The organism is Paenibacillus sp. 2KB_20, from assembly GCF_052115765.1.
In the GTDB taxonomy this organism is placed as follows: Bacteria; Bacillota; Bacilli; order Paenibacillales; family Paenibacillaceae; genus Paenibacillus_AQ.
Map to the genome: position 1 here is coordinate 128,483 of NZ_JBFRHH010000003.1, position 26,298 is coordinate 154,780.

The window sequence follows — 26,298 nt, forward strand, 5'->3', positions numbered from 1 at the left end:
AATCTCTCTCCTTTCTACTCGGATTTACCATACTTTCTTATCCGCCAAACGACCAAAAGGTTTACTAAAAAATGAAAAAACGCCGTCCCCTAAGGGCGGCGTTAAGTTTGAGCAGACTTTCGAATAACGGCTGAGGCCCGCTACTGCGCGATCTCGTTCCGTATGCTCTGCAATATTTTTTTCTCAAGTCGCGATACCTGCACCTGGGATATGCCCAGCCGGCTGGCAACTTCCGACTGCGTCTGATCCCGGTAATACCGCAGATAAACTATGAGCCGCTCCCGTTCGGTCAAGCCTCCTATTGCTTCATTCAAGGCCAGCTTGTCGAACCAGCGTTCTTGCGATTCATCAGCTATCTGATCCATTAGCGTTATGGGATCCCCGTCATTTTCAAATACGGTCTCATGAATTGAGGTTGGCGGTTTATTCGCCTCCTGGGCAAACACCACTTCCTCGGGGGTTACCCCAAGCTCTTCGGCAACCTCTTTCACCGTTGGAAGACGATCGAGCTGCTTGGACAGCTCGTCCCGCTTCTTCCTGACTTTGTTGGCCATTTCCTTAAGCGATCGGCTGACCTTCAGGGTCCCGTCATCTCTTAAGAAACGCTGAATTTCTCCGATGATCATCGGTACGGCATAGGTCGAGAACTTTACGTCATAACTGAGATCGAACTTGTCCACGGATTTGAGGAGACCGATACAGCCGATCTGAAACAGATCATCAGGCTCATACCCCCGGTTCATAAACCGCTGAACGACAGACCAGACAAGACGAATATTACAGTTGACGAGCGTGTCCCGGGCGACATTATCCCCGCTTTGGCTAAGTGCAATGAGTCGTTTGACCTCCGCGTCGTCCAAATAAGTCTGCGAAGTTTTCTTCACATCGGCATCCATTTGTCCAACCCCTAATTATATAAAGCTTTCTTAGATTCGATCCTCTTTTTCATTTTGATCGACGTACCGTTGCCTGGTTCGCTGACCACTTCAAATTCGTCCATGAAATTTTCCATGATGGTGAATCCCATGCCGGATCGCTCCAGCTCTGGCTTTGATGTATAGAGCGGCTGCTTGGCCATTTCCAAGTCTTCGATCCCATGGCCGGAATCTTCAATGCACAGCGTAATCATATCCCCGTCTATGGAGGCTTCAATCTTGACAATCCCTTCCGAATCACTATCGTACCCGTGGATAATGCTGTTTGTGACCGCTTCAGAGACTACCGTTTTCAGATCACTCAGCTCATCCATGTTGGGATCCATCTGGGAGATGAACGCAGCCACGGCGACACGGGCAAAGGATTCGTTTTCCGACTTTGCGGCAAACTGCAGAGTCATAAAATTATGCTGTGCTCTTCCTTCACTCATGACACTACCTCCAAACCCGAGAGTGCCGTGCCCTCGTTCTCATATATCGGCATGATCTTGAACAGCCCCGACATTTCAAGCAAGCGGTAAACCTGCGGCTTGACATCGCATACCGCCATCTTTCCGCCCTTTTGCTTGATGAATTTATAGCGTCCCAGGATGACCCCAAGTCCTGAGCTGTCCATAAAGTCCAAGTCCTTTAAGCTCAGTACCAAGTGCTCTGTTTGACGTCTCTGAATAGCTTCATCCAGCTGCATCCGGACATGATCGGCCGTATGATGATCCAGTTCCCCGGACAGTCGGACGATCAGTACATGCCTGTGATGCTCCATATCAACATGCAGATTCATGTTTGCTCACTCTCCTCCCTGACATGAACAAAGATTTCTACATTTGAAAAAGACATTCCTGCATCCCGACAAAACTAGAAGAAAACTCCTATGAATCTACATGAAACAACTTGCCGGTTGTCCGCTTGAACAGCTTCCAGAACCCGGCCTTCTTCACCTCGACAGGAGATGTCAGCTCGAACTCCTTCACCACGCGTTCACCTTGATAGACGGTTAGCTTGCCGACAACTTGTCCGGCAGCTACCGGCGCCTTCAAATTCGGCTCCAGCTGGATTTCATGACGGATATCCGGACTTTTTACGCCCTTCTTAACCAGCACGCTGTAATCTTTATCCGCTTGAATCGAAATCTCGGGCACGGTTCCCTTCTGGACCTTCACGATACCCAACACTTCACCCGGTTTATAGATGGAATGCATCGAATACTGGGAAAAGGCATAGTCAAACATGCGAGAAACTTCATTGTTCCGCGTCTTCGTATCCGAAGCTCCCATAACTACAGCAACAGCGCGCAGTCCATCCCGTTTGGCCGTTGCCGACAGACAGAACTTGGCCTCTGATGTATATCCGGTTTTCAATCCGTCAGCGCCTGTGTAGAATCGAACCAGCTTATTCGTGTTGACCAGCCAGAACGGTTTGTCCGAATCTTTACGCAAATAATCTTGATAGGCGCCCGTATATTTGGTGATCTGGTCGTATTTCAGCAGCTCCCGGCTCATGACCGCAATGTCGTGGGCTGAAGTATAATGATTCTCAGCAGGAAGGCCGTTGCAGTTCACAAAATGTGTATCCTTCATTCCCAGCTCGGCTGCTTTCTCATTCATCAGCTTCACAAAGGCTTCCTCCGAGCCGGCAATTTTCTCCGCCACTGCGACGGAAGCATCATTGCCTGATGCCATGGCAATGCCTTTGAGCATCTCATCCACCGTCATTTCTTCACCAGGCTCAAGAAAGATCTGGGATCCGCCCATGGAGGCCGCATATTCGCTGGTACGCACCTTATCCGTCCACTGCAATTGCCCTTCGTCGATGGCCTCCATCGTAAGCAACATCGTCATGATCTTGGTGATGCTCGCCGGAGGCAGCTTATCATGGCTGTTTTTCTCGTAAATAATGGTTCCGGTATCCGCATCCAGCAATATAGCAGAACGAGCACCTGGTGCCAGTTCCTCTTGAGATGATCCTTCGCCGGGTTTGCTATTTTCTGCATAACTTGGTACAGCTACACTGGACAACCCTACAAATAGAACCAGAAATCCAGCTATTAACGCTTTTTTCACTTCCATCCCCTCCTGACATTCGTAATAGCATCCCGAAAAGAAACGGGTCTGATATTCATTGTCGTCAGGATGAAAACAAATTATTCCAGTTTTCAAGGAAATATTATCGCCCTAAACTTAAGGGAACGCAGAATAGCCCCACAAAGTGGAGCCTATTCTTCGATGCTTATTCCAAATACTTTGCGGGGACCCCAATACAATACCCCACAAAGTGGAGCTTACGCTTCGATGCTTATTCCAATTACTTTGCGGGGACCCCAATACCATACCCCACAAAGTGGAGCCTATGCTTCGATACTTATTCCAATTACTTTGCGGGGGCCCCAATACATATAAATGCGAATAGCTTCGCTGAAAACCTATACATTCTAGAATCTTAAGCAAAAAGACTGGACTCCGGCAGATTTACATCTGCAGGAGTCCAGTCCCCGTACTAGAATGATGTTACATTTTTGGGATAATGGCCATGACAAGCGCAAGGAATTTCTCCCGGACCTTCTCCGCTGTCTCCATAACCTCGTCATGGGATAGCGGTTGATCCAATATGCCGGCTGCCATGTTGCTGATGCAAGAGATGCCCAGCACTTCAAGGCCGGCATGTCTGGCCACAATGACCTCAGACACGGTGGACATACCAACCGCATCCGCACCTAGCGTACGCAGCATGACGATCTCGGCAGGTGTCTCATAGGTTGGTCCAAGCAGACCTGCATAGACGCCTTCTCTCAGCGCAACGCCTTGACCCACGGCAACTTCTTTTGCCAATTGGCGAAGCTGACGGCTGTAAGCCTGGGACATATCCGGGAATCGCACGCCCAGATCCGGATCATTCGGCCCGATTAACGGGTTGGTTCCTGTCATGTTCAGATGATCGGAGATCAGCATAAGGTCACCCGGCTCGAAGGACGTGTTGATGCCGCCGGCCGCATTGGTAACGAGCAGACTCTTCACACCCAGCTCTTTCATGACGCGCACCGGGAAAGCAGTCACTTCCGGACCATAGCCTTCATACATATGGAACCGGCCCTTCATCAGAACGACAGGTCGATTGTGAATGGTGCCCAGCAGCAATTCTCCTTCATGGCCTTCTACAGTCGATACGGGAAAATGAGGAATGTCCGTGTACGGGATCGAAACCGGATTCTCAATCAGTTCGGCCAGCACGCCGAGTCCTGAACCCAAAATCAGGCCGACCTCGGGCTCGACACCCTTCTGCCCGCGTATGTATGCCGCTGCTTCCTTAATGCTTTGTTGATGAATTGAACTCATGTTCATACCTCTCCTAACTGAGAATAAGTTGTAGATCCTAGTAGAGTAGGTCCCGACTAAGATCTCGGGTGATAATGATCGTATACTTCCTTCATGTTTTTCTTGGTGGATTGATATATGCCGGTGGTGGATAATGCCGAGTGACCCAGCATCTCTTGAACCGAACGTAAGTCGGCACCATTCTGCAGCAAATGAATGGCAAACGAATGACGAAGAGTATGCGGCGTGATCTCCTCATCGATTTCGGCCAGCTTGCCATACTTTTTAATAATTTTCCAAAATCCCTGCCGTGTCAAGCGCGTACCGAGTGAATTCAGGAATAATGCATCCTCATCAGCATCTCGAATCAGCTTGTCCCGCATATCTTGCATATAAAAAGCCACGCTCTCGGCTGCGATCTGGGTAATCGGAAGAATTCGCTCCTTCCCTCCGGAAACGGCACAGCGCAGGAAGCGCATATCCATGTTGATGTCATGCGTGCTCAAGTTCACCAGTTCCGACACCTTGATGCCTGAAGCATACAGCAGCTCCAGCATCGCTTTGTCCCGGGCCCCCTGAGGGGTTCCGGAATCCGGGGCCGACAGCAGCTTGTCCACCTGCTCAACGGTTAGCGACTTAGGCGGCTTCCGTTCCGGCTTCGGATTTTCTAGCAACTGGGTCGGATCTAATCCTATAACGGCTTGACGCACCAAATATTGAAAAAAGGAACGCAAGGAAGCCGAGCAGCGAAGCAGGCTCGACGCCGCCTTGCCCTGCTGCCTCAGTCTGCCCATGTATAATCCAAGCATTGTTCGTGTAACTTCCTGCGGATGGATAACGTCTCTTTCCGCGGCAAAAGCCATGAAGGCTTGTAAGTCGGCCCGGTATGATTCAATCGTACTTCGGGATAGTCCCTTCACGTCTTCCAGATAGGTTACATATTCGTCCAGATATTGTTTCATAATCTTTTTGCTCCTATTCCCGTGTGCCCTTTACAAGCACAATCACTCCCCATACCAGTAGTACAATCGCAGACGTTCCGCCGGCGAATATCGGGAGTCCATGGTGCTTTCAGGCTGAAAAGCCTTAACCGCTTGACCGGAAGGTGCACGGTAAGGATCCATTGGGGTCAGCCAATCTCCCACCCATCCCAGCACGAAGTAAAAAAACATCGTCAGAACGGCAAACATCGTAATAAATCGGATCAATGAGCCTATTTTTCGGATCGATATAATCACTGGCAGCGCCTCTCTTTCATCTTTGCAATGATCACCAAGTGAAAGTGGGTATTACAGCATCACTTCACGTAAAGCCTATGATACAAGCTGCAGGATTATGACGGCTTTTCGCTGATCGTTCTAAAGTCATTGGACTTGAGTGGTATTAGGATAGAATAAAAAAAACGTCTTCTCGACGTACGTTGATGTTGTTAAAAGCTAGATTGTTCTTGCGTGAACGATACGGATTCGTGCATGTTCCATCTATATTAGGTTGCCATCTAAAAAACCCTCCCGGCTTACCGCCGTAGAGGGCTTGCCGTGATGGTCATCACTGCGGTTTGTTGCATGATATAAATTTATGATTTGTCCTGGTCATTCTTGCCCTTCTCTTTGCAACGGTAGCATATGCCATGGAAATCAAGCCGATGGTCATGAACGGTAAAGTTGAACTCTCGCTCTAACCGCTCTTCCAATGGACCGAGCCAATCCTCGCGTATTTCATCCATGCTTCCACATTGAGTACATATCAAATGATGATGGTGATGCTTCGAAGTATCCGTCCGCAAGTCATAACGGGCGACACCATCGCCAAAATTTATCTTCTCGACAACATGAAGCTCACTGAGCAGCTCTAGGGTACGGTACACGGTTGCCAGACCGATCTCCGGAGCCTTCTCTTTCACGAGCATAAATACATCCTCTGCGCTAAGGTGGTCGTCTTCATTTTCCAACAATACGCTTACCGTGGCTTCCCGTTGGGGCGTTAATTTGTATCCTTGGGATTGTAGCTGCTGCTTAATTTTGTCGATCCGCGCTTCCATCGTTTCCCTCCCCCTTGGAAATCACTGCACGTTATTGTTCACTTCCTTCATTATAGGGGGATTTGACAAACAAAGTCAAACGGTTTTGCTTTATGGAAAAATTCGCGGATTATAGCAACATTGGCGTGACCCAGCGCATCATGGCCGGGGTTACCCAGGTTTCAAATGAAGCGACTCCGAGCGTTAACAGGACCATGAAAAAGGTCAGCATCGCATACGAAGCAAAGGGCTTTACCATGCTCCCGCCCCGATTCATAATAAATCGGTCCCTGATGATGTATAGAGAGAAGGTTATCGCCGCTACACTGCACATCATGAGCACGGGGATGATGAGCAAATTTTGCGGTGCAATCGACACCAGGGCGAACAGCAGGCCTTTCCAAGAATACTGTCCGACCAAGTAACCGACCGTAAACCCAATAAGCACTCCTTTTAAGAAGTCCAATATCAATATTCCCGGAAGCCCGATGACGGACAATCCCAGAATCCATATCAAACCAATCCATTTCAGATGAAGGGCTGCGATGCTCCAGTAAGAAGACTGACTCATGGTTTCTCCACCATCCTGCACGTTTACAAAAAAGTGGTTTAAATATCGGGCCATCTCTTGCTGCTGCTCTAATGAAAGTGCATTGACCATTAACGCTCCAAACAGCACCCCAACTAAAAACAAGACGCCAACGAATACATAGAGCATGGTCTGATCCTTAAAGGCTTGGCGGAATGATTGCATAGAATAGAGTCTCCTTTCTGTGTCTCTACTCTACTCTATGACCATCACCCTCCTTGTATGACCTGCGATTGAAAGAGTTGATTGATTTACCGGAGAACCTTTCCGTAAGAGCCTCCGCCGCCATCCGATAAGGACAATGTACCGTTTCGGGCCATCACAATGCTTGCAGCAAGCCCCTCTCCAGCAACAGCGGCCAGCTCCGCTTCCGTAGCCTGGTGAAGGATTTTCATTTCGGTACCGAAAGCCCCCAGCAGCTTCGCCATCGCCGATTTGCCCAGGCCCGGAATGAACTCTAGCGGAACCTGATAGTGATATGCCGGTCGGCTTTCCGGTACAACGGGCTCTTTGCGGTCCGCGATGTTCAGAATCCGATCAAACACGCCCTGTACCAGCTTGGTACTGCCGCAGAATGGACATCGCACCAATTCATGTATATCGCTGCCCTCCTCCAGTATGCTGTCGCAGCCGCTGCAGTAAGAACGATGGTATTTTCCGAGTCTGGGATTCAGCCCGTAGTTCGCGCTGATTCTTCTGCCGTTTCTTGTTCCAAGCGCCTGGCGAAATTCTGCAAATGAAGGCTTTGCCATATCGATTCGGTTGTATTCCCTGCCGATTTTCCCAAGCGAATGCGCATCCGAATTGGTCAGAAAGGAGTAGGCGTCCAGTTCGCTTATCCGCCCTGCCATCGAGGAGTCGGCACTGAGCCCAAGCTCTATACCCGCAATACCGTTCAGGTCCAGCACTTCGCTCATTCGATCCGCCATGTTGCCGTACAGTCCTTTATGAGGCGTAAAGACATGGGCGGGTATCAACAGCCCGCCGCGGTCTAGTATCTCCTGCTGCAACTCACGGGGGCTGACATAGATACGCTGCGAACTAAGCTGCACGTTCTTCATATATTTTGCCATCCAGGCCGTGAACTCCTGAATGGTGTTCAGGTCAGGGAAATAGGCCAGTACATGGGCTGCACCACGGCCGCTTTCGCGAATTTCAATCTCGCTTCCAAGCAGGATCACCGTATCCTGATAAGCAATTCCGCCTCCATCTATCTCCTGCATGACGCCGCTGTCCAAACACTGGAGAATATCGTGCTGTACCGAAGGAGAATGGCAATCGATGATGCCAATCATTTGGATGCCTTTCCGTTCCGAGGCCTCCACGGCTATATTTTCAAAGGTCAAATTGTTACTTGCGCTAATTTTCACAGCTTGTCCGCTGCTTGTCCGCCCTATGTGAATATGCATGTCGCAGTAATAGGACTGAAGCTTCTGCCCGGTTGACATGTTCTTTTCAGGCTGCAGCATATCAGATCTTTCCTGTCAGGCTATACATATTCCAAGCATAAACGGCGAGAATGGTCTTGGCATCGCTGATTCTCTCTTCTTGTATGAGTGAATACGCCTCTTCCAGCGAGATTTCCATCATCTCTATAAATTCATCCTCGTCCGGGTTCATGTCGCCGCTGACCAGATCCTCTGCCAAATATAAGTGAATGATCTCATCCGCAAACCCCGGAGATGTATAAAAGGAGTGCAGCTTACGAATGGAACCGCACGTATAACCCGTTTCTTCCTGTAGTTCGCGCTTCGCGGCTTCCAGCGGATCTTCTCCCCGCTCCAGCTTGCCTGCAGGAATTTCAACCTCACAGCGCCCAAGCGGCTGTCGAAATTGATTTACGGCCAACATTTTGTCGCCTTTTAAGGCGAGCACTGCTACTGCACCAGGATGTCTGACAACTTCACGTTTCGCGGTCTGCCCATTTGGCAGCTTCACCGTATCGACCTGCAGTGAAATAATCTTCCCTTCAAAAATCGATTGGGTAGATAGTGTGGTTTCTTCCAGCAAATTATCCGAGGCTTCTCGGTTCTTACTGCCGATATCGCTCACAAAATGACCTCCTTTGTTTAAAAACGGCATGACTGACCATGCTATTGCATAAGGTGTATTATATCAAAATTTCCAAGAAAGAAGGAACTGCCCATGAAAAGCTACAAAGGGGATCATTCAATACATATGGTAGGACAGGCCTGGCAGATACGAATCATGCTGAAACAGTGGCAACAGCAATGGGGCTCGGAAACGAAGATTATGGATATTATTTCTAACTCTACTAAAAATATTTACGAAAACAGGACGTGAAATTAGGTCTTTGGACTTGTTTTTCGACTTATTTCTATTTTTTTCGAATATGAACCATGACCTTTACACCTATACGGGTGTTATATCATTGGGAGGCTTCGACATGCGACATATACCTATTATTGAAACCGAACCAATTACTAATCCACCTTCAACTGAATATGAGCGCGGAAAATGGTACAAAAGACGCGGGTATCTTGAGAAGGCGCTAAAGAGCTTCAAGGAAGCTGCACAATCCACTCCAACCGATAAGGCGAGCTCGGGATGGAAGGAAGTTGATCTAAGCTGGCTCGAATACGGGTTATTGAGCATGCGGATGCGCTCCTTCGGCAAATCGGAGGAAGCTTTCAGAACCGTCGTACAGCATTCCGGTACCTACGTCCAAGAGGCGCTGAATCAATGGGCCGCACTCCTGCACATGCAGGGGATTTCGGATCAAACGATTGGTGAACGGCTCCTGGACGAAACGAGGAACTTTCCATCCTCCAACATCATGGTTGGCAGGTCACTATTCTACATCGGAGCTTATCCACATGCTGCCCATTGTTTTGCTAAACAGGGGAGTTTATATCCAGATACCTGCATCCAATATGTGACTTGCCTCGTCATGACGGGTCAAGTATCTGACGCCATGCAGTTCATCGATAGCTACCTTCGCGATTTGACACACCACCTGCGCGAACTGCCTCGTCCAAAAACAGTTGAAGGGGCTCAGCTAGCCAGAATCAGGCAGCTCTGCGAGTGGAACTTATACAATTCAATCCCTGACCGATTTATCGCCATGTCGGAAACTTTAGAATTAGCAAGCGCTGCCGTATCACTTAATATGATTTCCATAGCCGAACATCTGCTAACCAATAGCGGCGACCATGCTTATTATGCTCTGATCTGTTTTCTTTATGATGAAGGCTACAGAGGACTCGCGATTTCAAAATTAAACCAATTGGAAGCGCTGCCGTTTCAAGAGCAAGACAGCCACAGTCTGAAAGTATGCTTTATAGCCGCGGAAAATTTATATGATCAAGGGAGATATGATGAGGCTGCATCTCTGCTTGAGCAGCTTAGACTGGCTTACCCCGGGCGTACAGAGATACGATTCGGCGAAGCCGCTTGTTATTTACAATCAGCCTTGATCTCCCTCTCTGCCCGCCTTGAGGAGCAATATGCCTCAGCAACAGCGAGGAAAGAGATCGAACAATACCTGGACAACATCAATGCCGCATTGCATGTGGTCGAGAACACGAACTGGCATACCACCTGGTCGCCTGCCCAAAAAAGACGGGAGAACCACTCGCCCTTGTCATCCTTGAATTAATAAACAAATCTAAAAGCCCGCAGCGGATGTAAAACGTCCGCTGCGGGCTTTATGCATTTTCATATGATCTAATGATCAACTAAGCCTTAGCCGTTTCCTGAATGATCCCCACCACGATCTGGGCAGCCTTGATCAAATCAGAAGCTTGAATACGCTCTTTCGTGGTATGAATGTCTTGATATCCAATTGCCAAATTGACGGTTGGGATTCCAAGGCCGTTAAAAATGTTGGCGTCACTACCGCCTCCGGACCGGAACGTGCGGGTTGGCAAGCCCAAGCCGTCGATGGCCCGCTGCGCAAGCTGAACAACTTCATCATGTTCGTTAAAACTGAAGGCCGGGTATACGATTTCGCTAATGAACTCACAATTGGCGTTGTATTCACGAACGGTGGTTTCGAGCGCCTCACGCATATCGTTCACTTGCTTATCCACTTTCTCTTGAACGATACTGCGTGCTTCAGCATCAATCTGAACATGGTCACAGACGATGTTGGTTGCGCCCCCGCCCTGGAACTTGCCGATATTTGCCGTGGTTTCTTTGTCGATGCGTCCCAGCTTCATTTTGGCTATCGCTTTAGAAGCGACCTGGATGGCACTGATGCCATCCTCCGGATTCACTCCGGCATGAGCTGACTTGCCTTTGATGATCATTTTGATTTTCGCTTGGGTCGGTGCGGCCACTGCGATAGATCCTAATTCACCATTGGAATCCAGGGCAAAACCGAGATCCGCATCCAAAACATCAGGGTCAAGCGCCCGAGCTCCCACCAGTCCCGACTCCTCACCTACCGTAATGACAAATTGGACTTGTCCATGAGGGATGTTATTTTCCTGGATGACCCGAATACCTTCCAGCAATGCCGCGATGCCCGCTTTGTCATCCGCACCGAGGATGGTCGTTCCGTCACTTCGAATCCAGCCGTCATCACCTAGCGTCGGCTTAATGCCTTTACCAGGCGTTACGGTATCCATATGACAGGTAAATAGCAGCTTAGGCGCTTGCTGGGCCGTCTCGTCTGCTTTCCAGGTAATAATCAGGTTCCCTGCTCCATGTCCTGTCTTTTCCTTGGCATCATCTTCGATGACATCAAAACCAAGACTGGAAAATTTATGTTTGAGAACGTTGGAGATCTCCTCTTCATGCTTAGTTTCACTATCGACCTGAACCAATTCCATAAACTCTTGGATGATACGCTCTTCTGAGATCACTGGACTTCCCTCTCTTTCGCAGATACGATACAATGTTTATATCTATCTCTATTAAATGATGCTGCTGCATGTATGTTCATCATTAAACCTATTTCAAAGGAGTTACACAATGCAACGTAAAAAGTGGTTTCGAATTGTTATCTATCTCATGCTGGTTGCTATGGTCGGATCAACACTGCTGGTTATCCTTGAGCCATTGTTCTTTCGCTGATACTCTGCATTTACGAACGCCTAAAGTTACAACCAACGAGCCTCATATGGAAATACCCGGGTGAAGAAAGGCACGATCTCCCGGGCTACTTCCTCTACTTCAAAAATCCGCCCCGTGCAGTCCTCCAATGAAGTTACACCGTATTCCTGTATACCACAAGGAATGATGCCTGCGAAACCCGCGTCTGCGATTCCGGATTTAATATTAAACGCAAAACCATGACTCGTCACAAATCCTCGATGCTGGCGGCCTTTATTGAATTTAACGCCGATGGCGCAAATCTTCAAATCCCCTACCCATACCCCGGTGTATTCGGGTTTGTGGCCGGCTTCGATGTTGTATGATGCCAGGTATTCGATGATGACCTGCTCCACATCGCGCAGAAATCCGTGCAGATTCAAATTTTTGCCGCCATCCAGCAGTAACAGCGGATACCCGACAAGCTGCCCTGGACCATGATATGTAATGTCTCCGCCACGATCGATTTCAAACAGGCCGATGCCCTGTTTTTCCAATTCCTCTTTACTTAAGAGCAAGTGCTCCGGATGACGCTGTGAACCCATGGTATAGGTCGGAGGATGTTGGAGGAGCATTAATCGCTCGTGCTGCTCTCCCTGATCGATGGCGGAAACATGTTTTTTCTGAAGCTCCCAAGCCATGCCATAATCTACAATCGGCGTGTACGATACATCTAACGGTTTGTTCATGTGCTAACGCCTTCTTTCATAGGGTTCCCATTAACCAATGAATGTCCTGCGATTGACGTCGGTATGAATGACGTCTGCGAACCTTCTTCCGAAGAATCAGGTCCGCAGATCATAGACGAAATTAATAAAGCTTCGTATCCAGTGTATAACCTTCCAGGTTATCTTTAACCCGCTGCAGGAATCTTCCGCAGATTACCCCATCCAAAATCCGATGATCCAGAGATAAACACAGATTCGCCATCGAACGGACAGCGATCATGTCATTGATAACCACCGGTTTTTTGACAATCGATTCAAACGTCAGAATCGCAGCCTGCGGATAGTTGATGATCGGATAGGACAGAATCGAACCGAAGGATCCCGTATTGTTCACCGTAAAGGTACCGCCCTGCATGTCGTCTAGTTTCAGCTTACCTTCACGGGTCTTGCGTGCAAGCTCTTCGATCTCTCTTGCCAAGCCGGCAATATTCTTCTGATCGGCACGGTGGATGACCGGCGTCAGCACGGAATCCTCTGTTCCGACAGCCAGGGACAGATTGATATCGCGCTTCACCACGATTTTATCCACTGCCCAGAAGGAATTCATGATCGGATAATCTTTAATTGCGTTTACAACGGCTTTCAGCAAAAATGCCAGGTAGGTCAGATTAACCCCTTCCTTGCGCTTGAATTCATCCTTCAGCTGATTACGCAGCAGCACAATGTTGGTCACGTCGACTTCAATCATCGTCCATGCATGCGGAATTTCCGTAACGCTTTGACGCATGTTTCTGGCGATCGCATTACGCATCGGCGTAACATCAATAAAGTATTCGGATCTTCCGCCTTCCATCCCTTCCACTTCAATGGTCGGAAGTTTAGGCGATTCCGTCAAGTGCAGCCCGGAATGACGCACATCCGGAATGGCTGTGCCAATAGGAGGCGAAGGTTCCGCAGGCGTTTGATGCTGCAACCCCTGAAACGGCGAATTTCCGCTCGGCTGTACCGTTTCCTTCGGCGCTTGGGCGCTCTGGGCAGGTGCTGCTCCGGCAGGAGCGCCTTGGCCTTGGGCTGCTCCTCCCTTTTCAATATAAGCCAGTACGTCCTTACGGGTGATTCTGCCACCCATGCCTGATCCCTGTACTTGTGAAAGGTCAATCTGATGCTCCGCTGCCAGCGTCTGCACAGCAGGGGAATATCGGAAACGCATCGAACCCTCTTCGCTTCCGCTTTCCTGACGCTGACTCACGGGAGCACTTGCTGCTGGCTGTGGCGAAGGAGTTCCACCTTGACCAGAAGCCACAGAAATCCGGCAAATGATCTCGCCAACATTGACGGTCTGGCCCTCCTGGGCAAGAATCTCTCCCATGACGCCGTCCAGGGTGGATGGAATCTCGGCATTGACTTTGTCGGTAATGACTTCACAGATCGGTTCGTACTGCTCGATGGCATCCCCCGGCTTCTTCAGCCACTTGGCAATGGTCGCCGAAACAAGGGATTCCGCTAGCTGAGGCATCGTAACATCGGTCAATTTCTGATTTTCGGACATGCTCACACTCCCTGTTCTTAATAAAGCGCCAATTGACGCATGGATTCTTTGACTTTGTCCTTGTTAAGCATGAAGAATTTCTCCATAGGCGGACTGATTGGCATAGCCGGTACATCTGGACCGCACAAGCGCATGATCGGGGCATCCAGGTCATAGAGGCAGTGCTCCGCAATAATCGCGGATACTTCCCCACCGACGCCGCCGGTCTTATTATCTTCATGAACGATCAGCACTTTACCCGTTGCACGGGCCGCTTCAATAATCGCTTCCCGATCAAGCGGCTGTATGGTACGCAGATCCAGTACATGCGCGCTAATGCCTTCTTCCTTCTCTAGCTCTTCAGCAGCCTGCATCACAAAGTGCAGCGGCATGCTGTAGCTGATCACCGTAATATCCGATCCTTCGCGCAGCAGATTCGCCTTGCCGATCGGTACAACGTAATCATCGTCCGGTACATCGCCAGTAATCAGCTTGTAGCATTTCTTGTTCTCAAAGAACAATACCGGATCCGGGTCGCGTATCGCGGCTTTCAGCAGCCCCTTCGCATCATAGGCCGAGTACGGCGCAACGATTTTGAGTCCCGGCGTTCCGAAGAACACCGATTCCGGGCACTGCGAATGGTACAACCCCCCGAATATTCCGCCGCCAATCGGTGCACGAATGACGACAGGACAACTCCAATCGTTATTGGAACGATAGCGGATTTTCGCTGCTTCGCTAATAATCTGATTGGTTGCCGGGAACATAAAGTCCGAATATTGCATCTCGGCAATCGGCTTCATGCCATACATGGCTGCGCCGATAGCCACACCGGCAATCGCGGACTCCGCGAGCGGGGTATCGAGCACCCTCATTTCTCCGAACTGATCCATCAAACCCTTGGTGGTTGTAAATACGCCGCCTTTGACGCCTACGTCCTCGCCTAACACAAATACGGACTCGTCACGCTCCATCTCTTCCTTCATGGCCAGACGAATTGCATCGATATATTCCATTACTGGCATCCTTTACACGCTCCCTTCGTCATCGGCATATACGTGAAGAAGCGTATCTTCTGGCTTCGGAAATGGAGCCAAGTCTGCAGATTCCGTCGCTTCTTTGATCTCCAGGTTTAATTGTGCGATCAAATCCTGATCGCGTGCTTCGTCCCAGAGCCCGCAGTCGACCAAATAATTCTTAAAGCGGGCGACACCGTCTTTCTTCCAGTTCTCTTCGACCTCTTCTTTTGTCCGGTACGCCAAATCGTTATCCGATGTGGAATGCGGAGACAAACGGTACATCATGGATTCGATCAGCGTCGGGCCTTCTCCGCGAATCGCACGTTCACGCGCTTCCTTCACGGCCGCATACACCTCAAGCGCATCGTTGCCGTCTACTCGAATGCCCGGGAATCCATACCCCAGAGCGCGGTCGCTTACCTTCCCGCTAATCTGTTTATGAAGCGGCACCGAAATGGCATATTGGTTATTCTCGCACATGATAATGACAGGGAGCTTGTGAACGCCCGCAAAGTTGCAGCCCTCATGAAAATCCCCCTGATTGCTTGAGCCTTCGCCAAACGTAACAAACGATACAAAGTCCTTCTTCTGCATCTTCGCCGCCAGCGCGATACCCACTGCATGCGGAAGCTGTGTTGTTACAGGGCTGGAGCCGGTCACAATTCGCAGTCGTTTACTACCAAAGTGTCCCGGCATTTGCCGTCCGCCGCTATTCGGATCCTCGGCCTTGGCAAAAGCCGACAGCATCAGTTCGCGAGGCGTCATGCCCACTGTCAATACGAATCCATAGTCGCGGTAATAGGGTAAAAAGTAATCCTTCTCCCGGTCAAGGGCAAAAGCAGCAGCAACCTGACATGCTTCCTGCCCGATACCGGATACGTGAAAATTAATTTTGCCCGCACGCTGCAGCAGCAGGTTGCGCTCATCGAATTTTCGCGCCAGCACCATATATTTGTACATGTCTAGCACTTGTCCGTCGGTCAGTCCAAGCTGCTCATGCCTATTGTTGTTTGCCGTAACCGTTTCATGTTCTTTCATGGAGATCCCTCCTTTATGTGAGCCATGACTTCAGGCTTGATCATCGGCCTCATAACATGAGGTTAAAGGGCGTGTTTGATCAAGTATTAAAACCTGGTACTAAGACTTGGCTTAATGTTATTATAATCCCTTTCTCGGCAAAAAGAAATGAGGGATTCCACAAAAGGATGTTCTTATCCCTACAAACCGATGGCTCGTCCATCCACCGCAAGCATCGCTTCGCCGATGATTTCGGATAATGATGGATGGGCATGTACTGCCGCACCCACTTCCCATGGAGTTGCATCCAGTACTTGTGCCAGTGCCGCTTCGCCGATCAGCTCGGTTACATGCGGTCCAAGCATATGCACGCCCAGAATATCCTGCGTCTTCTGATCGGCAATGACCTTCACGAACCCCTCCTTCGTTCCGTGGATCAACGATTTGCCAATCGCCGAGAACGGGAATTTACCGATCCGGATCTCATGTCCGCGTTCTTTGGCCTGCTTCTCCGTCAGTCCGACGCTGGCTACCTCATGCCGGGTATAGATACAGCGAGGGATCCATTCGCTGCGGTAGGCTTCCGTCTTCTCGCCTGCCAGATGGTTCACGGCTGCAATCCCTTCGTGGCTTGCCGCATGAGCAAGCTGAAGACCCCCGATGCAATCGCCGATCGCGTAAATATGGGGCTCCGTTGTTTGCATGTTGGCATTTACCACAATGACGCCATTTGCAACCCGAACGTCGGTATTCTCAAGCCCGATATTTTCAGTATTGCCGATTCTTCCGACAGAGAGTAACAGCTTGTCCGCTGACAATGTTCTTGTATCGTCCTTTTGCTCGATCGTGATGGACACACTTTGATTCCGAATCTCACAGCTGTCGGTTTGAAGTGATACGTTGGTGATCACCTCTACGCCTCTGGCGGTGAGCATCTTTGTCAGCTCACGTCCAATCTCCTCGTCTTCTGCTGGCAGCAGATGGGACGAAGCTTCTACAATTGTGACCTGAACGCCAAAATCATTCAGCATCGAAGCCCATTCCACGCCGATTACGCCACCGCCTACGATAATGATGGATGTAGGAAGCTCATCCAACTGAAGCGCATGATCGCTTGTTAGTATATGTATGCCGTCAGGCTCAAGCCCCGGTAAGTGACGCGGACGCGAGCCGGTCGCGATGATCAGATGAGTGGGAACCACCGTTTCCATCTCGCCATCCGGAAGCTCAACCGCTACGGCCCCGCTGCGTGGAGAGAAGATGGACGGGCCGATAACTCTCCCTTTGCCCTGCACGACGGTAATTTTATTTTTGCGCATCAAATATTGAACGCCCTGGTGCAGCTTATCGACGATACCGTCTTTGCGCTTCTGCACTTTGTCAAACGATAGCCGGACCCCGTCCGTCTCGATTCCATAGCTCTCGCTATCCTTCATTTCCGCATACATCTCGGCACTCCGAAGCAATGATTTGCTCGGAATACAGCCGCGGTGCAAGCAGGTTCCCCCCAGTTTGTCCTGCTCGATGATGACCACATTTTTACCGAGCTGGGCTGCACAGATGGCCGCAACATATCCACCGGTTCCCCCGCCAAGAATTGCTACATCACATGTTATCGCCACAAACGGCACCTCCATAATAAGTCCAATTATACCCTTTCATTGTACTCTCTTTTTTTCGGATTACAAAATCATCACCCATAATCGAAATAGACATTACCCTATGAAAAAGGTATGATAAACGGTAGTTCATTACATCAGTCGCAGGAAGGAATCTTTTATGAAAATGTTAATTTCCCGCTTTATTGCCATCTTGATTTTGGTTATCCCGGGTTTTATGGCAATGATGGGTTTCTTAATGATGAAAGATGCGGTTTTTCTATATATTTCCGTTCATGGGGATGACAGTGTGGCAAACCCCGCTTTCGGTTGGTTATCTTTTCTAGGCGGGTTGGCGCTGTTTGTCATCGGTATCGGATTCTTGGGCGGCTGGATTCTGTTCCGGGACCGCAAGCGAAATTACGTTGGACCAAGATTCAAAAAGAAGCGCCAGGCCCCAAAGTCAGGAACACCATCTAAAAACTAATTCATAAAAAAAATGTCTATCGACGTACTTCAAAGAAGACAGACCGCGGTTAGCTGTAATTTTTCTTGCGATATCAGGAAGCCCATGCTTCGTATGTTTACACTTTATGATATCTTCCAAAAAAACACCGGGGAGCCTCCCTGGTGTTTATCATATGTTCTGGACTCCGCCGTTTATTCCATCAGTGCGCCCTTCAGTTTACTCGACATTCTTGTTTCTCTGGACGTCGCTTTCAGTGCGGTTTTCCGCAGATTGAAATTTTGCTTCGTCAAAGCTTCCAGCTCTTCATACATCGCATGGATTAACGTTAGGGCTTCCGGAGATAAGTCTCCCTTGGATTCTACCTCTCGAATACGCTCTTTCCATGCTTCCATCTTGTCGTTCATGCTGATCTTCCTTTCAGGGCACTTCCCTCTTATCTTTCTTCAAATGATAACAATCCTGCCACTTTCGCTAGCGAACCTTTAAATCGGCGGACAATTCCGCAATCAATTTCGGCATCCAGTCGTGCAAATCCCAGAATTTAAACCCGGCAGCTGCCGCTTTGCCATGATCCATCGTCCAATCTCCCGGAATTCCAAACGGAGACATGTGATCAGGTGCTGCTGAAGACTGCAGGGGTGCCGCACTACCAATTTCCTGCTGAATCAAGTTCATCATTTCCCGGACCGAAATCGTTCCGCTGGAGCAAGCATTTACCGGACCTTCCAATTGCACTTGACCTGCCCATTCCAGAAACTCCGCTGCTTCCTCGGCATGCACAAACGAGATTTGTGCGTCTGGATCAGGCAATCCAATCGCTTCTCCCTGCGCTGCATGCTCAATATGAAAAAGCAGTCTTCGCGTGTAATCATCCGGCCCCAGCACAATCGGCAACCGGACAGCCGTAACATTCAGATTATGGCGACCGAATAATACCGCCTCTGCCTGGCGCTTGCCTTCCTTATAGCTGTAGTCCCTGCTTTCGTTCGTCATAACAGGGTATCTGTAGGGATCAAACTCCTCTTCCCTTACCGGATGATCCGCAAAATCATATACCGATAACGTGGAGGTCAGCACGTATTGTCCAATTCGTCCGGCAAAGATGTCTGCAGCTTGTCCCGCTTCTTCCGGAGTATAACATATATTATCATATACGATATCAAAGTCCTGGCTTCCCACTGCCTGTTTTAAGCATTCCGGGTCCTTCCGATCCACGGTAAGCCGCGCAACGGCACCTCCGAATGAATCCTGGTGATGTCCACGCGTCAAAATCGTAACGGCATCGCCTTTAGCCAGCAGCCGGTTAACCAGCCTTTTACCGAAAAAGCGGGTCCCGCCAAATACTAATATCTTTGCCATTTATAATTCCTCCTTACCAGGAAATAAGAATATGTTAATAGAACTACGCTTAATACATCCTTAACCATCTCATAAATCGATCTGTCCTTTTTTCTCCATCCATATCGAAGACTCCTTCTTTTTTCCTACTTTATATTATGCTCCTTACCTCCTAAAATGTAAAAAACCGACCAAGCTATTAAGCTCAGTCGGTCTGATGTTTGCAAATCCATCCGGTCTATAACCCCAATTACAAAGTCGGCATCATGGCTTGGAGACCGGTTCATGATCCGCTCTCGGCACCCCAAAATTCGGTGTTCCATCAGCGTTCCACCCGATGACCTGTACGCGCGTGTGACGGTTCGGATCATATAGTGGATCTCCCACGATCTCCTTGTAACTTCTTGCATGGTACACCAGTATGTCCTGCGAGCCGTCCTCGGAAATTGTGAAGCTGTTGTGCCCCGGCCCATATTGGCCATTGGCTTCAGATGTCTTAAATACGGGTACAGGCGATTTAACCCAGGAGCTCGGATTCAGCAAATCACTGTCCTCATCGGCTGTCAGCAGCCCCATCGCATAGTTGTGGTCTGTGGCGCTCGCGGAATAAGTCATGAATATGCGCCCGTTGCGTTTAAGAACGGCGGCCCCTTCATTTACAAGATACCCGATCTTCTCCCAGTCGTACTCGGGAATCGATATGCATACCTGTTCCCCTGTCAAGGTCCAGGGATTCTCCATCAATGAGATGTACAGATTGGAATTGCCTGGAATGCCCGGATCTTTCTGTGCCCATACATAATACCGTTTGCCTTTATGCTCAAACGTTGTTGCGTCCAGGGCGAAAGATTCCCACTTCGTGATCACTTGCCCTTTCTCCACCCATTCCCCTTCAAGCGGGTTCGCCGAAACGTTCTCCAATACGAACATCCGATGATCGAACAATCCGCCTCTCGTTTCTGAAGTATGGGCAGCGGCGTAATATACATACCATTTTCCATCCATATAATGAATCTCGGGTGCCCATATGTTGGCACTCATCAGGCCTGACTCATGCTTGCGCCAGATCGTAATTCCTTGGGCATCCGCGAGTCCTTGTATCGTTTGCGAGCGTCTAAGCTCAATTCGATCGTATTCCGGCACGGAACCGGTAAAATAATAATAACCATCGGTATGTTTATAGATCCACGGATCTGCCCGCTGTTCGATCAGGGGATTTTTTATATTTAATTCAGACATGGTGACGACTCCTATACCTTATAGTTTGACTTCCGCTAGCTTTCTATTTTTACTTGTTTCTATGAGTCCAATCTTCTTGCTATCCTTTGATGCCTGCGTTTAAGTTGATCGACTGGACAAAATATTTCTGGGCAAACAGGAACAACAGCAGCGTCGGAATAATGGCCAGAATCGCAGAACCCATTAATTGTCCGATCATGCGGTAATTGCCGTAAATGTCCTGTAACAACAGCAGTCCTGCTGTGACGGGCATCTTCTCTACATCGGTATACACGATAACGGGCCAGAGGAAATCATTCCAGGAACCCGTAAATGAAAACAATCCGCATACAATCAATACAGGTTTCATGAGTGGCAAAATAATAGAGGAATAGATTCTAAAATCTCCCGCGCCATCAACACGCGCCGATTCATCCAGATCCTTGGGAACGCCCATCATGAATTGTCTGACCAAAAAAATGTTCCCCATCCCGGCCAAACCTGGAATGATCATCGCCCAAGATGTATTCACCCATCCCAGTGCATCAATGATTTTATAAGACGGAATCAGATTCACTACCCCGGGAAAGAAGGAAATCCCAAGCAAGGTAAAGAATAAGGTATCCCTTCCTTTAAAGTTCATGCGCGAGTATCCGTAACCGGTAATGGAAATGACAACGATCACGAGCAGCGTATGCATCGTTGCAATAAATACGGAGTTCATCAACCAGCGCAGGATGGGCGCGGTCGACGTGTTTTGCAGGATCGTGACATAATTATCGAAAATCCAGTTATCGGGCAGCAGTCGGAAACCGCTGGAAACCACCTCCGCCTGGGACCGAAAAGATGTGGTGATGCCAAATATGACCGGAATTGCCCATATCACACACAGGATGATCAGAAATGCGTAAGCTATATATTTGGACACGCTTTTGTTGGATGAAATCTTCTTCGGACCCGAGCGACCAAGCTTGGAATCCGTGTTTACTTCATGTACTACCGGGTTCGACATTGCACAGTACACCTACCTTTTATCGTTTCCGTCGTTTGCAAGCTGAACGTGCCGCTAGGACGCGTTTCGGTTCATCACATAATACTGAAGGGCTGAAATGACGAGAATGACCAGTCCGAGCAAAACTGCCATCGCGGAAGCCATGCCGGCAATCGATTCCCCGTGACCGAAGGCTAACTGCCGGATGTACATCATCAACACGGTTGTGCTCTGTCTAGGTCCTCCGTCCGTCATCATTAATGGCTGACCGAATACGTTAAAGGCTCCGGCTGTCGTCATAACAAAGGTATAGATCAGCGGAAAACGAATGGAAGGCAGCGTAATGCTTGAAAATCTGCGGACAGGCCCCGCTCCATCCATCTCGGCCGATTCATACAAATCTTTGGATACCCCGCTGATGGAAGCCCGGTAGATAATCATGTTCCCACCGACTCCGCCCCACACCGTAATGACAATAATGATCAGCCAGGCATAGGGCTGGTTGGCTGCCCAGACTGTTTCAGAGCCGAAGATATTATTCGTGATCCCAAGCTGCTTATTGAAGATTAAAGACCAGATCAGTGCCGCTGCGGAGATCGAAATGAGTCCGGGAATATAGAGAATGGACTGGATGACATTTTTCATCTTCACTTTTTTGTGTTCCAGCGATACGGCAATCATTAACGGAATGATGATTAATATAGGTACACTTAGAACAACAAACATCAGCGTGTTTTTTAATCCGTTCATAAATTGGGTGTAGAAGGTGGACTCCGAGTCAAACAGAATCGTTTTATAGTTGGCCAACCCAACCCACACAGGGTCATTGATCAGATTCCACTGCGTAAAGGAAGCATAGATCCCGTATAGGGTTGGCAATAGAATAAATACGATAAAAAGTATCAGATGGGGACCTACAAAGAAATAAGGCGTCAACGACTTCTTATTCATACCCTTTCATTTCTCCTTTGGAAAAGAAAAGTGTCATGAAAGCAAGGACATTTTTCTTTTTTTCAATCTGCTCTGCTGTCATTTACTTTGCGGCACTGCTTCCTTCCGCGATTTTATCCTCTACAAATTTCTGCATCGTCGCCAGGGTTTCGTCGATGTCAACATTGCCCCGTACGATATCCGCTGCGTATGTATCTACAGCCTCCGCTACGTATGGATAGTACTCGTAGGTGTAAATGTACAAGGATTCAATTTCTTTTTCGTTGGAGGTAAAGAATGACTGAATATAGTTATTGTACTCCGGGCTCTCAATGACTTGTTTACTCGCTACGATCTGTCCCGCTTTTGCCCACTCAATCGAGTTTTGGCGGATGAATTCCAGGAACTGACCAATGGCTTGCTCTTTTTCGTCCGTTCTCTTATCGTTCTTCAGCATGGAGAATAAGTGCGAAGAGGCTCGGTTTGTATACTTGTCTGCACTCGTCGAATAAATGTTGGTTACGCCGAAGTCCAATCCATCCACTGTTGCGTGTGCCGTCGAGCTCCATGTGCCGTCTGTGGAAAATAAAACGTTTCCAGCTTGGAACATCAGATAGCCGTCCTCACCAAATGGGGTCATCAAGCCCGCATCTGATACTTTTTTAATCTCCGTAAACGCTTGTTTCATGGCTTCTGTGTTCACGGCCGGCTTGCCATTTTGTTGAATGTCGCCGCCAAGGTTCTGGATTTGCGCTAACACAACCCAGCCCAAGAGAGCGTCATTGATCACGTAATCGCCTTCATCCAACTTGCCTTGCAGCGACAAAATTTCATCAATGGTCACGACATCATCATCCAGGAAGCTTTCAACATTGTATTTTTTGAGCAAGTTTTTATTGTAATACATCGCATTGCTGTGAATATCAAGCGGTACTGTATATTGGGTGCCCTCTACGTTTCCGGTTGCCCAGGCCTGCGGCAAATAGTTATCCGCTTTCAATTCTGGTTGTGCTTGCATGACTGCCGTCATCGGCTCCAACACACCTTGCTTCACGAAGCTTGGAACGCGATCCGCATGAATAATGGACAAATCAGGAACGCCTTTGCCTGAATTAAGAACAGTTGATATTTTTGTATACATATCCGAGGTAATCACATGTTTCACTTTGTACTCGGGATTGGTGGCGTTGTAATCCTTCACAAGTTGATCCATGTAAGCCCCGTCATCACCCGTCAAAGGCGTCCAAAAGGTAATGGTGTTCTTATCCCCGTTGCCACATCCTCCTAATACCGCTACCGCTAACAATACAAGTATCAGTGAAACCCCCATTTTTTTCTTCAACAAACTCTCCTCCTATTACTAATCATTTGGTTAATCATTCACCTGCCTGGATGATGAAAACGATTAACTTTGGTTCAGTATACACTCGTATTGAAAACGGTGTCAATAACATAAATGCAAATCTTAATCGATAATATTTTATTTAATTAACTTATATGTTAATCATAATATTGAAATTTTGTTGTATTAAATGGTGAGATTTATATGCAGGTTAATAAAGCATGTGGTATGATGCATATTAGTTAATGAATTTTGAATGAAAAAACTTGTTGAAAGAAGTGGTCATATGCAATTGGAAATAGACAAGTCATCGCTTGTGGTTTACGAGGCTTTGGCCAGCGAAGTTCGAATCAAGATTATTCAGCTGCTCTCCAAAAACAAAATGAATATCAAAGATTTGGCCCAAGAACTTCAAATCAGCAGTCCGATTGTGACAAAACATATTAAAAAACTCGAAGATGCAGGCATTATCCGCACAGAAAAAGTACCGGGAAAATCAGGCCAACAGAAAATTTCGATCCTGAAGGTGGATCATATCGAAATCAACTTCCCCAAAAAAATCTTTCATTCCTTTGCTTCATATGAGGCTTCCGTGCCGATTGGACATTACACGGACTATGACTTGAAGCCTACCTGCGGCCTTGCGACCGAGAAGGAATTTATCGGGCGGGTAGACGAACCCAAATACTTCATGGATCCCAAGCGAGTGGATGCAGAAATCCTGTGGTTTACCGAGGGCTTTATCCAATACAACATCGCTAACTTCCTTCAAAAGGATGAAAAGCTGCAGCAGTTCGAAATCAGTTTAGAGATTTCCTCAGAATTTCCTTTTTCCAATGATGTCTGGCCTTCCGACATTACCTTCTCCTTAAACGGGGTCGAACTTGGCACCTGGACAAGCCCGGGGGATTTTGCAGATACGCGGGGGAAATATACGCCTGCATGGTGGCCGCACAACATCAACCAATATGGACTGCTAAAGACGATACGAATTACGAGCCACGGTACGTATATCGATGGAGACCCGCTCTCTGCTGTATCTGTAGATGATTTGGATGCAACCTGTGATCGCTGGACCTTCCGAATTGAAGTGAAGGAAGATGCAAGACACGTTGGAGGCGCCACCTTATTCGGGAAGAAGTTCGGAAACCACGAGCAGGATATCCAGTTCAAAATGTATTATCTGTGAGGCCAATCGAAGGTACGTAACATCGAAGGACGTTTACCGGGTAAAGTTACCGAAATGAAAACAAACCAGCCGGATTAACGGCTGGTTTGTTTTTGTTATTGAAAGTCCATGACCAAACAATAAAATCACTCCTTCACAGATTACGACATCGCAACCAATAAAGGAGTGATTTCAATGTTCCGCGCAGGTAGACATTTAGAGCAACCACTTACATTACCCTAAATCCCTTCCTCATCCTTACCCTTTCAAGACACCTTATGCTCAATTCTCAGCTTATCAGCGACCATCGCGATAAACTCGCTGTTGGTTGGCTTGGATTTGCTGATGTTGATGGTGTAGCCGAACAGATGGCTAATGGAATCGATGTTTCCGCGAGTCCAGGCTACTTCGATAGCATGACGGATTGCACGTTCCACACGAGAAGGCGTTGTTTTGAATTTCTCTGCGATCGCTGGATACAAAGTCTTGGTGATCGCCCCAAGAATTTCGATATTGTTGTATACCATGGTAATGGCTTCACGCAAATATTGGTAGCCCTTGATATGAGCAGGAACACCTATTTCATGGATAATCGAAGTGATATTCGCGTCCAAATTTTTGCCTTTGCCCATAGGAACCACATTGGATTTCATACTTGTAAATGACGCGCCTGAAGAAATGCTGCTGGACGAGCCAACAAGTTGACGAATGCGGCTCGCGAGCACCTCCATATCAAACGGTTTCAAAATATAATAGGAAGCACCTAATTGTACAGCTCGCTGCGTAATATTTTCCTGACCAAATGCCGTAAGCATAATGACTTTCGGCTGCGGAGACAAATTCATATCGCGTAATCGTTCAAGTACGCCAAGGCCGTCCAAATGAGGCATAATAATGTCAAGGATCAGCACATCCGGTACTTTTCCCGTTTCCTCAATCATACTCAGTACTTCTTCGCCATTATAAGCGATTCCGGATACCACCATATCTTGTTGATCCGAAATGTATTCACCAAGCAGGTTTGTAAACTCACGGTTGTCGTCTGCCAATAATACTTCGATCTTTTGCAATTCGTGCTCCTCCTTTATCAGATCAGTTGTTA

29 protein-coding genes are annotated in these 26,298 nt (G+C 48.3%); 5 read left to right on the forward strand and 24 right to left on the reverse strand.

The annotated features are described in order from the left end of the window. Positions 1-140: 140 nt before the first annotated feature. The 11 genes from sigF to AB4124_RS09960 all read right to left on the reverse strand — a co-directional run bounded on the left by sigF (position 141) and on the right by AB4124_RS09960 (position 8,904). Positions 141-896, reverse strand: coding sequence for an RNA polymerase sporulation sigma factor SigF (gene sigF, locus AB4124_RS09910; protein ID WP_006209412.1), 756 nt, complete (start codon positions 894-896; stop codon positions 141-143). Between the two features lie 11 nt (positions 897-907). Then, on the reverse strand, positions 908-1,366 hold the full coding sequence (gene spoIIAB, locus AB4124_RS09915) for an anti-sigma F factor (RefSeq protein WP_076320919.1): 459 nt from the start codon (positions 1,364-1,366) through the stop codon (positions 908-910). Further along, positions 1,363-1,716 (reverse strand): anti-sigma F factor antagonist, encoded by a 354-nt coding sequence (spoIIAA, locus tag AB4124_RS09920; RefSeq protein ID WP_076320918.1) that lies wholly within the window; start codon positions 1,714-1,716, stop codon positions 1,363-1,365. The genes spoIIAB and spoIIAA overlap by 4 nt, the downstream gene beginning before the upstream one ends. An 88-nt stretch (positions 1,717-1,804) precedes the next feature. Then, positions 1,805-2,995: a D-alanyl-D-alanine carboxypeptidase family protein gene (locus tag AB4124_RS09925; protein ID WP_076320917.1), complete on the reverse strand. Its 1,191-nt coding sequence runs from the start codon at positions 2,993-2,995 to the stop codon at positions 1,805-1,807. A 444-nt stretch (positions 2,996-3,439) separates the two neighbouring features. Further along, positions 3,440-4,264 (reverse strand): purine-nucleoside phosphorylase, encoded by an 825-nt coding sequence (locus AB4124_RS09930; RefSeq protein WP_076320916.1) that lies wholly within the window; start codon positions 4,262-4,264, stop codon positions 3,440-3,442. A 56-nt stretch (positions 4,265-4,320) separates the two neighbouring features. Then, positions 4,321-5,205 (reverse strand): site-specific tyrosine recombinase, encoded by an 885-nt coding sequence (locus AB4124_RS09935; protein ID WP_441972652.1) that lies wholly within the window; start codon positions 5,203-5,205, stop codon positions 4,321-4,323. A 42-nt stretch (positions 5,206-5,247) separates the two neighbouring features. After that, the gene (locus AB4124_RS09940; RefSeq protein ID WP_098742979.1) at positions 5,248-5,481 is read right to left on the reverse strand and encodes a YqzK family protein; all 234 of its coding nucleotides are present in this window, start codon (positions 5,479-5,481) and stop codon (positions 5,248-5,250) included. Between the two features lie 338 nt (positions 5,482-5,819). Beyond that, the gene (gene fur, locus AB4124_RS09945) at positions 5,820-6,284 is read right to left on the reverse strand and encodes a ferric iron uptake transcriptional regulator (protein ID WP_006209405.1); all 465 of its coding nucleotides are present in this window, start codon (positions 6,282-6,284) and stop codon (positions 5,820-5,822) included. Between the two features lie 109 nt (positions 6,285-6,393). Next, complete coding sequence (spoIIM, locus tag AB4124_RS09950; protein ID WP_076320913.1) at positions 6,394-7,017, reverse strand: stage II sporulation protein M; 624 nt, start codon at positions 7,015-7,017, stop codon at positions 6,394-6,396. A gap of 86 nt (positions 7,018-7,103) precedes the next feature. Then, positions 7,104-8,321 (reverse strand): endonuclease Q family protein, encoded by a 1,218-nt coding sequence (locus tag AB4124_RS09955; RefSeq protein ID WP_441972655.1) that lies wholly within the window; start codon positions 8,319-8,321, stop codon positions 7,104-7,106. Position 8,322: 1 nt separating this feature from the next. After that, complete coding sequence (locus AB4124_RS09960; RefSeq protein WP_076320911.1) at positions 8,323-8,904, reverse strand: NUDIX domain-containing protein; 582 nt, start codon at positions 8,902-8,904, stop codon at positions 8,323-8,325. Positions 8,905-8,997: 93 nt separating this feature from the next. On the opposite strand from AB4124_RS09960, the gene mciZ reads away from it, so the two are divergent. After that, positions 8,998-9,156: a Z-ring formation inhibitor MciZ gene (gene mciZ, locus AB4124_RS09965; RefSeq protein WP_441972657.1), complete on the forward strand. Its 159-nt coding sequence runs from the start codon at positions 8,998-9,000 to the stop codon at positions 9,154-9,156. Positions 9,157-9,259: 103 nt separating this feature from the next. Beyond that, a complete protein-coding gene (locus tag AB4124_RS09970) occupies positions 9,260-10,471 on the forward strand; it encodes a tetratricopeptide repeat protein (RefSeq protein WP_441972659.1) in 1,212 nt (403 codons plus the stop codon). Between the two features lie 79 nt (positions 10,472-10,550). Here the strand turns inward: AB4124_RS09970 and AB4124_RS09975 are convergent, their stop codons facing one another. Then, entirely contained in the window at positions 10,551-11,681 is a 1,131-nt protein-coding gene (locus AB4124_RS09975) for a tripeptidase T (protein ID WP_441972661.1), read from the reverse strand. 109 nt (positions 11,682-11,790) lie between these two features. On the opposite strand from AB4124_RS09975, the gene prli42 reads away from it, so the two are divergent. Then, positions 11,791-11,892 carry a stressosome-associated protein Prli42 gene (prli42, locus tag AB4124_RS09980; RefSeq protein ID WP_144023401.1) on the forward strand — a complete coding sequence of 34 codons (102 nt, stop codon included), beginning with the start codon at positions 11,791-11,793 and terminating at the stop codon, positions 11,890-11,892. Between the two features lie 26 nt (positions 11,893-11,918). Here the strand turns inward: prli42 and lipB are convergent, their stop codons facing one another. From lipB to lpdA, 5 genes are all read right to left on the reverse strand, one after another. Beyond that, complete coding sequence (lipB, locus tag AB4124_RS09985) at positions 11,919-12,599, reverse strand: lipoyl(octanoyl) transferase LipB (protein ID WP_441972663.1); 681 nt, start codon at positions 12,597-12,599, stop codon at positions 11,919-11,921. 121 nt (positions 12,600-12,720) lie between these two features. Continuing rightward, positions 12,721-14,127, reverse strand: coding sequence for a dihydrolipoamide acetyltransferase family protein (locus AB4124_RS09990; protein WP_441972665.1), 1,407 nt, complete (start codon positions 14,125-14,127; stop codon positions 12,721-12,723). A 17-nt stretch (positions 14,128-14,144) separates the two neighbouring features. Beyond that, on the reverse strand, positions 14,145-15,131 hold the full coding sequence (locus tag AB4124_RS09995; protein WP_430201607.1) for an alpha-ketoacid dehydrogenase subunit beta: 987 nt from the start codon (positions 15,129-15,131) through the stop codon (positions 14,145-14,147). 3 nt (positions 15,132-15,134) lie between these two features. Further along, a complete protein-coding gene (locus AB4124_RS10000; RefSeq protein ID WP_076320904.1) occupies positions 15,135-16,163 on the reverse strand; it encodes a thiamine pyrophosphate-dependent dehydrogenase E1 component subunit alpha in 1,029 nt (342 codons plus the stop codon). Between the two features lie 179 nt (positions 16,164-16,342). Then, entirely contained in the window at positions 16,343-17,764 is a 1,422-nt protein-coding gene (gene lpdA, locus AB4124_RS10005) for a dihydrolipoyl dehydrogenase (protein WP_441972668.1), read from the reverse strand. A gap of 157 nt (positions 17,765-17,921) precedes the next feature. On the opposite strand from lpdA, the gene AB4124_RS10010 reads away from it, so the two are divergent. Then, entirely contained in the window at positions 17,922-18,227 is a 306-nt protein-coding gene (locus AB4124_RS10010; RefSeq protein ID WP_076320902.1) for a DUF2627 domain-containing protein, read from the forward strand. A gap of 173 nt (positions 18,228-18,400) precedes the next feature. Here the strand turns inward: AB4124_RS10010 and AB4124_RS10015 are convergent, their stop codons facing one another. The 6 genes from AB4124_RS10015 to AB4124_RS10040 all read right to left on the reverse strand — a co-directional run bounded on the left by AB4124_RS10015 (position 18,401) and on the right by AB4124_RS10040 (position 24,031). Then, positions 18,401-18,613 (reverse strand): hypothetical protein, encoded by a 213-nt coding sequence (locus tag AB4124_RS10015; protein ID WP_441972670.1) that lies wholly within the window; start codon positions 18,611-18,613, stop codon positions 18,401-18,403. Between the two features lie 67 nt (positions 18,614-18,680). Beyond that, positions 18,681-19,568, reverse strand: a complete 888-nt coding sequence (locus AB4124_RS10020) for an NAD-dependent epimerase/dehydratase family protein (RefSeq protein ID WP_430113014.1) — start codon at positions 19,566-19,568, stop codon at positions 18,681-18,683. Between the two features lie 243 nt (positions 19,569-19,811). Next, positions 19,812-20,786 carry a glycoside hydrolase family 43 protein gene (locus tag AB4124_RS10025; protein ID WP_441972672.1) on the reverse strand — a complete coding sequence of 325 codons (975 nt, stop codon included), beginning with the start codon at positions 20,784-20,786 and terminating at the stop codon, positions 19,812-19,814. Positions 20,787-20,865: 79 nt separating this feature from the next. After that, on the reverse strand, positions 20,866-21,777 hold the full coding sequence (locus AB4124_RS10030; RefSeq protein WP_441972674.1) for a carbohydrate ABC transporter permease: 912 nt from the start codon (positions 21,775-21,777) through the stop codon (positions 20,866-20,868). Between the two features lie 54 nt (positions 21,778-21,831). Continuing rightward, on the reverse strand, positions 21,832-22,707 hold the full coding sequence (locus AB4124_RS10035; RefSeq protein WP_441972676.1) for a carbohydrate ABC transporter permease: 876 nt from the start codon (positions 22,705-22,707) through the stop codon (positions 21,832-21,834). Positions 22,708-22,789: 82 nt separating this feature from the next. Then, positions 22,790-24,031: an extracellular solute-binding protein gene (locus AB4124_RS10040; RefSeq protein ID WP_441972677.1), complete on the reverse strand. Its 1,242-nt coding sequence runs from the start codon at positions 24,029-24,031 to the stop codon at positions 22,790-22,792. 283 nt (positions 24,032-24,314) lie between these two features. Between AB4124_RS10040 and AB4124_RS10045 the strand changes: the two genes are divergently transcribed. Continuing rightward, entirely contained in the window at positions 24,315-25,217 is a 903-nt protein-coding gene (locus AB4124_RS10045; RefSeq protein ID WP_076320895.1) for an ArsR/SmtB family transcription factor, read from the forward strand. A 245-nt stretch (positions 25,218-25,462) separates the two neighbouring features. Here the strand turns inward: AB4124_RS10045 and spo0A are convergent, their stop codons facing one another. After that, positions 25,463-26,266 (reverse strand): sporulation transcription factor Spo0A, encoded by an 804-nt coding sequence (gene spo0A / locus AB4124_RS10050; protein ID WP_076320894.1) that lies wholly within the window; start codon positions 26,264-26,266, stop codon positions 25,463-25,465. Positions 26,267-26,298 lie beyond the last annotated feature (32 nt).

Excerpts from the sequence above, each read along its gene's own strand:
- AB4124_RS09990 (WP_441972665.1), bottom strand. The coding sequence starts at position 14,127 with ATGTCCGAAAATCAGAAATTGACCGATGTTACGATGCCTCAGCTAGCG.
- AB4124_RS09930 (WP_076320916.1), bottom strand. The coding sequence starts at position 4,264 with ATGAGTTCAATTCATCAACAAAGCATTAAGGAAGCAGCGGCATACATA.
- spoIIM (WP_076320913.1), bottom strand. The coding sequence starts at position 7,017 with ATGCAATCATTCCGCCAAGCCTTTAAGGATCAGACCATGCTCTATGTA.
- AB4124_RS10030 (WP_441972674.1), bottom strand. The coding sequence starts at position 21,777 with ATGTCGAACCCGGTAGTACATGAAGTAAACACGGATTCCAAGCTTGGT.
- AB4124_RS10035 (WP_441972676.1), bottom strand. The coding sequence starts at position 22,707 with ATGAATAAGAAGTCGTTGACGCCTTATTTCTTTGTAGGTCCCCATCTG.
- AB4124_RS09955 (WP_441972655.1), bottom strand. The coding sequence starts at position 8,321 with ATGCTGCAGCCTGAAAAGAACATGTCAACCGGGCAGAAGCTTCAGTCC.
- AB4124_RS10020 (WP_430113014.1), bottom strand. The coding sequence starts at position 19,568 with ATGGCAAAGATATTAGTATTTGGCGGGACCCGCTTTTTCGGTAAAAGG.
- AB4124_RS09970 (WP_441972659.1), top strand. The coding sequence starts at position 9,260 with ATGCGACATATACCTATTATTGAAACCGAACCAATTACTAATCCACCT.
- AB4124_RS10045 (WP_076320895.1), top strand. The coding sequence starts at position 24,315 with ATGCAATTGGAAATAGACAAGTCATCGCTTGTGGTTTACGAGGCTTTG.
- spoIIAB (WP_076320919.1), bottom strand. The coding sequence starts at position 1,366 with ATGAGTGAAGGAAGAGCACAGCATAATTTTATGACTCTGCAGTTTGCC.
- AB4124_RS10010 (WP_076320902.1), top strand. The coding sequence starts at position 17,922 with ATGAAAATGTTAATTTCCCGCTTTATTGCCATCTTGATTTTGGTTATC.
- AB4124_RS09995 (WP_430201607.1), bottom strand. The coding sequence starts at position 15,131 with ATGCCAGTAATGGAATATATCGATGCAATTCGTCTGGCCATGAAGGAA.
- AB4124_RS10025 (WP_441972672.1), bottom strand. The coding sequence starts at position 20,786 with ATGTCTGAATTAAATATAAAAAATCCCCTGATCGAACAGCGGGCAGAT.
- spoIIAA (WP_076320918.1), bottom strand. The coding sequence starts at position 1,716 with ATGAATCTGCATGTTGATATGGAGCATCACAGGCATGTACTGATCGTC.
- AB4124_RS10000 (WP_076320904.1), bottom strand. The coding sequence starts at position 16,163 with ATGAAAGAACATGAAACGGTTACGGCAAACAACAATAGGCATGAGCAG.
- AB4124_RS10015 (WP_441972670.1), bottom strand. The coding sequence starts at position 18,613 with ATGAACGACAAGATGGAAGCATGGAAAGAGCGTATTCGAGAGGTAGAA.
- mciZ (WP_441972657.1), top strand. The coding sequence starts at position 8,998 with ATGAAAAGCTACAAAGGGGATCATTCAATACATATGGTAGGACAGGCC.
- fur (WP_006209405.1), bottom strand. The coding sequence starts at position 6,284 with ATGGAAGCGCGGATCGACAAAATTAAGCAGCAGCTACAATCCCAAGGA.
- AB4124_RS09935 (WP_441972652.1), bottom strand. The coding sequence starts at position 5,205 with ATGAAACAATATCTGGACGAATATGTAACCTATCTGGAAGACGTGAAG.
- sigF (WP_006209412.1), bottom strand. The coding sequence starts at position 896 with ATGGATGCCGATGTGAAGAAAACTTCGCAGACTTATTTGGACGACGCG.
- prli42 (WP_144023401.1), top strand. The coding sequence starts at position 11,791 with ATGCAACGTAAAAAGTGGTTTCGAATTGTTATCTATCTCATGCTGGTT.
- lipB (WP_441972663.1), bottom strand. The coding sequence starts at position 12,599 with ATGAACAAACCGTTAGATGTATCGTACACGCCGATTGTAGATTATGGC.